Annotated in this window: 7 protein-coding genes; all 7 read left to right on the plus strand. The window is 68.1% G+C overall.

What is annotated here, in order from left to right; all coding sequences use genetic code 11:
• Positions 1 to 30: 30 nt before the first annotated feature.
• Positions 31 to 1086, plus strand: coding sequence for a mannose-1-phosphate guanylyltransferase (locus VMJ70_10205; protein HTO91495.1), 1056 nt, complete (start codon positions 31 to 33; stop codon positions 1084 to 1086).
• Positions 1083 to 2006: a hypothetical protein gene (locus tag VMJ70_10210; protein HTO91496.1), complete on the plus strand. Its 924-nt coding sequence runs from the start codon at positions 1083 to 1085 to the stop codon at positions 2004 to 2006. The genes VMJ70_10205 and VMJ70_10210 overlap by 4 nt, the downstream gene beginning before the upstream one ends.
• Positions 2003 to 3223: a putative sugar nucleotidyl transferase gene (locus tag VMJ70_10215; GenBank protein ID HTO91497.1), complete on the plus strand. Its 1221-nt coding sequence runs from the start codon at positions 2003 to 2005 to the stop codon at positions 3221 to 3223. Before VMJ70_10210 ends, VMJ70_10215 begins: the two co-directional genes overlap by 4 nt.
• Positions 3224 to 3447: 224 nt before the next feature.
• Complete coding sequence (locus VMJ70_10220) at positions 3448 to 4380, plus strand: hypothetical protein (protein HTO91498.1); 933 nt, start codon at positions 3448 to 3450, stop codon at positions 4378 to 4380.
• Positions 4377 to 5789: an MBOAT family O-acyltransferase gene (locus tag VMJ70_10225; protein HTO91499.1), complete on the plus strand. Its 1413-nt coding sequence runs from the start codon at positions 4377 to 4379 to the stop codon at positions 5787 to 5789. The genes VMJ70_10220 and VMJ70_10225 overlap by 4 nt, the downstream gene beginning before the upstream one ends.
• Before the next feature lie 128 nt (positions 5790 to 5917).
• Positions 5918 to 6928 carry a galactose-1-phosphate uridylyltransferase gene (galT, locus tag VMJ70_10230; protein ID HTO91500.1) on the plus strand — a complete coding sequence of 337 codons (1011 nt, stop codon included), beginning with the start codon at positions 5918 to 5920 and terminating at the stop codon, positions 6926 to 6928.
• Positions 6929 to 6946: 18 nt separating this feature from the next.
• On the plus strand, positions 6947 to 8488 hold the full coding sequence (locus tag VMJ70_10235; GenBank protein HTO91501.1) for a glycogen/starch synthase: 1542 nt from the start codon (positions 6947 to 6949) through the stop codon (positions 8486 to 8488).
• Positions 8489 to 8518 lie beyond the last annotated feature (30 nt).

The raw sequence follows: 8518 nt of genomic DNA on the forward strand, positions 1-8518 counted from the left end.
AGTGAGCGCCATACTCGGAGGGAGCCCAGCGTGGCCGATCGCTTCATCCTGATTCTCGCCGGCGGCCGCGGCGAGCGCTTCTGGCCGTGGAGCACGCCGCAGCGTCCCAAGCAGCTGCTGCCGCTCGCTTCGGGCGGGAGAACGCTGCTCGGCGCGACGCTCGAGCGCGCGCTCGCGCTCGCGCCCGCCGATCGCATCGTGGTGCTGACCGCGCGCGACCTCGAAGCGGCGGTGGAGCGCGAGTGCCCGGCGGGCGTGCGCGTGATCGGTGAGCCCGCGGGGCGCAACACCGCGCCCGCGATCGGTGCCGCCGCGGTGTGGTTTTCGAGCGTCGCGCCCGGTGCCAGCTTCGCGGTGATGCCCTCCGATCACGCCATCGAGCGGGTCGCCGATTTTCGCGCCGATCTCGAGCGCGCGTTCACGTTCGCCGAAAAAGAGGCGGCGCTGCTCACCTTTGGGGTGCCACCCACCGGCCCCGACACCAACTTCGGCTACATCAAGCGCGGGACACGCGCCGGCGAGCGGCTTTTCCGGGTGGCGGCGTTCACCGAGAAGCCGGACCGCGCGACCGCCGAAGGCTATCTCGCGACCGGGCTCTACTCCTGGAACTCGGGGATCTTCGTGTGGCGCGCCTCGGTGTTCCTCGATGCGCTCGAGGCCTCGCGGCCGGCGCTGGCGACGCCGTTGCGCGAGCTGGCGCGCGACACGCGCGGCCCCGGCTTCGACGCGAAGTGGGACGCGGCGTTTCCGAAGCTCGAAGCGATCTCGGTGGACTACGCGGTGCTCGAGAAGGCGCCCAACACCTTCATGCTCGAGACCTCGTTCGACTGGGACGACCTGGGCTCCTGGGGCGCGTGGGCGCGCCGCCAGCCACGCGACGCCGACGGGAATGTGCTGCACGGCGACGCGGTCGCCGTCAATTGCCGGCGTTGCGTGGTGGTGGGCGAAGGCGGCACCGCGGCGGCGATGGGACTGGAAGAAATGGTGGTGGTGCACGTGAACGGCTCGACGCTCAGCTGCCGGCTCGATCAGACCGAGCAGGTGAGGAAGGTCAACGAAGCGGTGCGCGCGCGGGCCGCCAAGTGAAGCGCGGACTGACCGGCGCGGTGTCCGCGCTCCTGTTGCCGCCGCTCCTGGCGGGCTGCGCCGCCACCGCGCCGCCGCCGGCTTCGCCCGCCGCCCGGGCGCCGGGGGAAACCACTCATCCCGCGGCCACGAAATCGGTGGCGCCGGCCCAACGCGCGTCGGTGGTGCCCGCCGACAGCCTGCCGTCGGAGGACGCGCTCAGCGTGCTCAAGACCATTCCCGAGCCGCTGGCGCCGGGTGACGTGGTGCCGCCGCCGGAATCGGGGGCGCCGCCCCATGCCGCCGACACGACCGGGGTGCAGGCCGACACCGCCTCGGTGGTGCCGACCCCCTCGCTCACCGCGCCGCTCGGCGAAGGGCCGGGTTCGAGCGCACAGTCCTCGCTCGCCGATAGTCTCGCGCGCGCCGCCGCGGCGCTCGCGCCGGCGCCGAAATCCGCCGGCGCCTCGGCCGCCGGCGCTTCGGCGACCCGCGCGGGGGCGGCGCTCGTGGGGGCGGGTGCCGGCGCGATGATGGTCGGCGGCGCCGGTGGCGCAACCGGTGGCGCGGCTTTGATGCACGCGCTCGCGGGCAATGACACCTGCTGGCGCGTTCAGGTGGCGGCGCCGCTCGATTCCAGCGAAGCCGAGACCATGCGCGCGGCCGCCGAATCACAGCTCCTGGTGCCGATGGTGATCTCGGTCGAGAACTATCGCTACAAGGTGCAGTGCCGCGATTGCCTCACCGAGCTGTCCTCGATGGCGCTGCGCATGCGCGCGCTGGCCGCCGGCTTCGATGGAGCGTTTCGCACCCGCACCATCGAGGAGCCGAGCGCTCCCGCGCAGAGCGCGCCGACCCCGCCCAGCGCGAGACCTTCGACTCCGGGCGCGAAGAAGCCCGCGCCGAAATCCACGCCCGCCGGCAAGAGCGACTCGCCGTGATCACCGGGATTCTGCTGTTTGAAGACGCCGGCTGGCGCGAGCTGCGGCCGCTCACCGACACGCTGCCAGTGCCGGCGCTCCGCTTCGGGGCGTCCGACCTCGGCCGGCGCTGGCTCGCCACCGCGGGCGTCCCGCTCGTCGGCATCGAAGCGCGCGCCGAAGTCATGGCCGCGTGGGAGTCGCGCCCGGCTGACGCCAGCAGCATGCAGGCCGAAATCCTGGCGGTGAACGCCGCGGCGCTCCCGGGCGATTGGCTCGAGGCGGCGCGCGAATCGCGCGGCGCGGGCGTGTGGCGATCGAAGGGCCGGATGGTCGCCGCGCGCTTGAGCTCGGCGGCCCTGGCGCCGTTGCGCGGGAGTGGCGTCTCGTTCCCGGAGCGGCTCACCGAGCTGGAATTGCCCGCGCAGGAGATCGAGGCGGCGTGGATCCGCTTCCCATGGCACCTGATCGAGCGCAATACCCAGGCCCTGGTCGAAGAGCTCGAGGGCGTCTCCGGCAACGACGGGGAGGTGCATCCGAGCGCCGTGCTGCTCAATGCCGAGCGTATCTCGATCGCGCGCGGCGCGCGCGTGGATCCGCTCGCGGTGCTGGACGCGCGCGCAGGCCCGATCGCGATCGGCGCCGGAGCGTTCGTTCAGGCGCACACGCTGGTGGTGGGGCCGTGCGCGGTGGGGGATCGGACGCAACTGCTGGGCGGCGTGATCGCCAACTCGACCATCGGCCCGGAGTGCCGGATCTCGGGGGAAGTGGACGCCAGCATCTGGCAAGGCTACGCCAACAAGCGCCACCACGGTTTCGTCGGCCACAGCGTGATCGGCGAGTGGGTGAATCTCGGGGCGCTCACCACCACCAGCGACCTCAAGAACAACTATGGTTCGGTGCGGATCTGGGTGGACGGCAGGGAAGTGGACAGCGGGAACCCGAAAGTGGGTTCGGTGATCGGCGCGCACGTCAAAACCGGCATCGGCACGCTGCTTCCGACCGGCGCCAGCATCGGCGTCGGCTCCAATCTGTTCGGCGGCGGCCAGTTCGCTCCGAAGCACCTCCCGCCGTTCTCGTGGTGGGACGGCCATCGCAGCGTGGTGCACGAACTCGACCGCTTCCTCGCCACCGCGCGGGTCGCCCTGTCACGGCGCGGGCGCAAGCTGTCCGACGCCGAAGAGCGCCTGCTGCGCCACCGCTTCGAGTCCACGGTTGCCGAGCGCGATCGGGGCTAGCTCTGGAGCGGCTTCCAAGTCCCGTGCTACGATCTTGAGGCGTGGACTCGGACGTGCACGTCGCGTTCAGCGACCGAATCCCCTCTACCCAACCCCGGTTCCCCCGCCCCTTGAAACGTCCTCCATTCCCCGCGCTGGCTAGCCGTGCACTCTGGGCAGCTAGGTTCCTGCTGTCCGTGGCGTTGCTCCTAGTAGCGTTGGATTGGGCCACTGCTCGGTGGCTGGTGACCCCTTCGACGGCGATCTTCTCGCCGCGCTTTGGAAACATTCAGCTCCCTCACGTCCGAGCGGTGCAGAGCCAGGAGGGCTGGTCCGAGCAGTGGACGAACTCCTACGGCTTCTTTGACCGGGATCTACTGCCTGTCCGGCCTCGAGTTCGCGCCGTACTGCTCGGAGACTCGTTCGCCGAGGGGCTGCAGCTCGCCCAGTCCATGAACATGTCGGCGGTTGCCGAGAGGGCGGATCCGGGCCTGGAAGTGATCAACACCGCCGGCTCCGGGCGCTTTCCAGCACACTACGCGGCGTTCCTGGGCAATTACCTGCGAGAATTCAAACCGGACGTGGTGGTGATCCAGGTCAATGATGGAGACGTCAACGAACTTGGAGATCCGGTGCGTTTAGCAGAGGTGCGTCGCGAGCTGTCCGGACGTGTCAAGCCCCCGTCGGCGGGTTGGCTCCACCAACTCCTCAAGCGCTCGGCGCTGGTCAAGTTCTCGAGCATCCGGCTGACTCTTCTGGTCGAGCGCGAACGCGCTCGACTGACTCGCAAGATCACGGGCCGCGCTCTGCTGAGCGACATCGACGACACTGCGGGCCCGATTCCGCCTGGAGCCCAGGCGGCGGGCGACAGCGTGTTCGACGTCATTCAGCGCGCGGGCCCGCCGGTGGTGATCGTCTACGTCCCGCACATTCTCTATTTCGGTTCGCCACCGCGAGTTGCCTATCCGATTCGCCGTGCATTCTGGCGGGATCTGGCCAAACGCCACCGACTGGCCCTGGTAGATCCTACCGACGAAATGCTGGCCGACTATTCCCGGACGGGTCAACCCATGCATGGGTTCTCGAACACGACGATCGGTGTTGGCCATATCAATGAACGTGGACACGAACTGATCGGCCGCATGATCGCTCGCGCCATCGAGGAATCGCTCCGGTGATCTTCTCCTCGATCGAGTTCTTCGTGATGCTGGCCGCGGTTCTCGTCATCCTCCGCTTCACTCCGAACGAGAGCGCCCGACGCAACGTTCTGCTGGTCGCCAGCTACATTTCCTATGGATGGTGGGACTGGCGGTTCTGTTTCCTGATCTGGACAACGACGACCATCGACTACATCGCGGGGTTGGAGCTCGAGCGCCTGACCGACGAGCGCCGCCGCCGCATCTGGCTGGTGGCGAGCCTGACCGCGAACCTGGGGATGTTGTTCTTCTTCAAGTACACGAATTTCTTCCTCGACACGCTGCGACCCCTGCTGGGCGGACTCGGCATCCAGGTGCCGTTTCTTCACATCCTGCTCCCGGTCGGAATCTCCTTCTTCACTTTCCATAGCATGAGCTACACGATCGATGTCTACTGGAGAAAGCTGCCCGCGACCCGCAACTATCGAGACTTTCTCTTGTTCGTGGCTTTCTTCCCGCAACTGGTGGCCGGGCCGATCGTGCGGGGATCCCAGATGCTCCCGCAACTGGCCCCCGGCCGCGAGCACGCTGTCCTTGCGGCCAACGTCCGCCGCGGGCTCGAACTCTTCCTCAAAGGCTTCGTGAAGAAGGTACTTTTCGCCGACACACTTGCTGTCGCGGCTGACCCCGTCTTCGCACACCCCGGGGCGTACTCGCCGGTTGCCGCCTGGGTGGCCCTGCTCGCCTACACCGGTCAGATCTATTACGACTTCTCTGGCTACACCGACATGGCTCTCGGGATCGGAAGGGTGTTCGGCTTCGATCTGCCGACCAACTTTCGCCATCCGTACCTGAGCCGCAGCATCACGGAGTTCTGGCGCCGCTGGCACATTTCGCTGTCGACGTGGCTGCGGGACTACCTCTATATCCCTCTGGGTGGGAATCGCCGCGGGCGGGCACGCACGTATTTCAACCTGCTCACGACGATGCTGCTGGGCGGGCTTTGGCATGGCGCCTCCTGGACCTTCGTGGTCTGGGGCGGAATGCATGGCGCTGCGCTTGCGCTCGACAAGTTGAGGCTGGACGCCCAACGGCGGGCGCCCGACCAGTTCGGCTCGCCGGTCGAGCAGTTCTTGGGATGGGCAGGCACCCTGCTGTGGGTGATGTTGGCCTGGGTCTTCTTCAGATCTCCGGACTTTTCCCATGCGTGGATCTACCTGCGCAAGCTCGCCTTCGTCGACCGCTGGGGCTCCGACTGGGTGCACGTTCAGGCCGAGGTGGTGCTCGCGCTCGCGGTTGTGGCGCACCTTGCGGTGCTTCTGAGAGGAGAACGCGAGTTGGGTCTCGACCTCCGTCGTCCTCTCGCCTGGACGGCGGCCACGGCGGCCCTTCTCATGGTGCTCTTCTTTTCACCATTCAGCGCCAATCCATTCATCTACTTCCAGTTCTGAGCTCCACTATCAAGCCGATGGCCCACCGCTCCTTGACCCCGCGCGGCGCGGCTCCCTAGACTCTTCGGGCTTCTCCACAGGGTATCGGCGCCGCGGCCGGTCCCGGTCAAGGCCGACCAGGAGTCTTCATGCCCGAGCTTCGCAAGGATCCGGTGGTCGGGCGCTGGGTCATCATCTCGACCGAGCGCAGCCGCCGGCCCACCAATTTTCTGCCGGTCTCGCATGAGAAATCCGGCGATTTCTGCCCCTTCTGCCGCGGTCACGAGGACAAGACCCCGCCCGAGGTGTGGGCCTATCGGCCCGATGGCGGCGCCGCCAACACCCCCGGCTGGCAGGTGCGCGTGGTGCCCAACAAGTTCCCCGCGCTCCAGATCGAGGGCTCGCTCGACCGTCGCGGAGAGGGCCACTACGACAAGATGAACGGCGTCGGCGCGCACGAGGTGGTGATCGAGTCGCCCGAGCACGGCGCCGACCTCGCCGAACTGCCGGTCGAGCACCTGGAGAAAGTGCTGGTGGCCTACCGCGAGCGCTGCCTCGACCTCCATCGCGACAAGCGCTTCCGCTACGTGCTGATCTTCAAGAATCAGGGCCCGGCCGCCGGCGCGACGCTCGAGCACACCCACACCCAGCTGATCGCCACCCCGATCATCCCGCAGATCCTGCAGGAGGAGCTGGCCGGTAGCCGTTCCTACTTCGAGCTCAAGGAACGCTGCATCTTCTGCGACATGGTTCAGCAGGAGACCGACGAGAACAACGGCAAGCGCGTGGTCAATCTCACCGACCATTTCCTCGCCATCGAGCCGTTCGCGCCGCGTTTCCCGTTCGAGACCTGGATCCTGCCGCGGAACCACCGCGCTTCGTTCCCGAACATGTCGGACACCCACGAGGTCCGCGACCTGGCGGTGATCCTGAAGGACACGCTGCAGCGCCTGAATCGCGCGCTCGATCGGCCTCCGTACAATTTCGTGATCCACACCGCGCCGGTGAGCGAGGGCGACGTCGACTACTATCACTGGCACCTCGAGATCATGCCCAAACTGACGCGCGTGGCCGGCTTCGAGATCGGATCGGGCTTCTACATCAATCCCACGCCGCCCGAAGACGCGGCGCAATACCTGCGCGAGATCGCTCGCGACTAGGAGCCTTCGGCGTTCATCGTGACGCCTCTCTCGATTCTCCACATCGCGAGCGAGCTCGCGCCCCTGGCGCAGGTGGGCGGGCTCGGCGACATGCTGGGCGGACTCTCGGCCGAGCAGGCGCGCCGCGGGCATCGCGTGCTGGTGGCGCTCCCGCACTACCCGTTCGTCAATCTGCCGGCGGGTGCGAGCCGCTGCCCGATCGGCGGCGCCGAAGTGCCCTGGGGGATGGGGCGCGAGAAGGCCACCTTCGAGCTGGTCGAGCCCTCGGGCAGCGGGCCGCGCGTGCTGCTGGTGGGTCACGCCGGCGCGCGGCGCTTCTACGATCGGCCCGGCATCTACGACGATCCCGCGACCGGCGAGGGCTACGCCGACAACGCCGAGCGCTTTCTGTTCTTCGCGCGCGCCGCGCTGGAGGGCGCGAAGCAATTGGGTGAGCGCTTCGACGTGCTTCACGCGCACGACCAGCAGGGGGCGTGGGCGCCGTGCTTCGTGCGAACGCACGACCAGCACGAACCCGCATTCGGCGGGATGGCCACGGTCTTCACGGTGCACAATCTCGGCTACCAGGGCATCCACGACTCCTGGGTGCTGGCGATGGCGGGATTCGGCACCGACCAGTTCTATCCCGGCGGAATCTTCGAGTTCTGGGGGCGGGTGAACTTCATGAAGGTGGGGCTCGCGTTCGCCGACCTGATCACCACGGTCAGTCCCCGGCACGCCGTCGAGATTCAGACCAGCGGCGAGTTCGGCTTCGGGCTCGAGGGGCTGCTGGCGCGCCGAAGCGCCGACCTGCGCGGGATCCTGAGCGGCATCGACGATTCGTGGAATCCCGGCACCGATCCCTGGATCGCGCGCCGCTACGATCTCGAGTGCCTCGATCGGAAGAGCGAGAACCGCGCGGCGCTGGCCGCCGAGTGCGGCTTCCCTTCCGCGCCCGATCTGCCGCTGGTCGGACTGGTGTCGCGCCTGGTCGAGCAGAAGGGGCTCGACCTGATCGAGCAGAGCGAGTCCGAATTGCTCAAGCTCGACGCGCGCTACGTGTTCATGGGGGAAGGCTCGTCGCGCTACGTCGAGTTGTTCGAGCGGCTGAGCCGCGAGCATCCCGATCGCGTGCACTTCCGCCGCCAGCGCGACGAAGCGTTCGTGCACCGGCTCGAGGCCGGCTGCGATCTGTACCTGATGCCGTCGCGCTACGAGCCTGGCGGGCTGAACCAGCTTTACAGCCAGCGCTACGGCACGGTGCCGGTGGTGCACGCGGTCGGCGGGCTCGCCGACACCGTCGAGCCGTTCGATCCGCTGACCGGCAAGGGCACCGGATTCCGCTTCGATCGCTTCGACGCCGGCGAAATGGTCGCGACCCTGCGCCACGCGATCACGCTGCGGCGCCAGCCCGAGCTGTGGCGGCGGATCCAGAAGAACGGCATGAGCCGCGACTTCACCTGGCGCGCCCCCGCCGATCGCTACGACGCGGTCTACGCCGAGGCGCGCGAGCGCATCGCTTCCGGCCACGTGCCGACGCTCGAGTCGGTGAAGGAGCAGCTGGAGGTGAAGGGGCGGTAGGCGCGCGTCACCTGGCGATACTCGAACCTC

The organism is Candidatus Sulfotelmatobacter sp. (assembly GCA_035498555.1).
Taxonomy (GTDB): domain Bacteria; phylum Eisenbacteria; class RBG-16-71-46; order RBG-16-71-46; family RBG-16-71-46; genus DATKAB01.

Coding starts and splice junctions, on each gene's coding strand:
- galT (HTO91500.1), top strand. CDS start 5,918: ATGCCCGAGCTTCGCAAGGATCCGGTGGTCGGGCGCTGGGTCATCATC.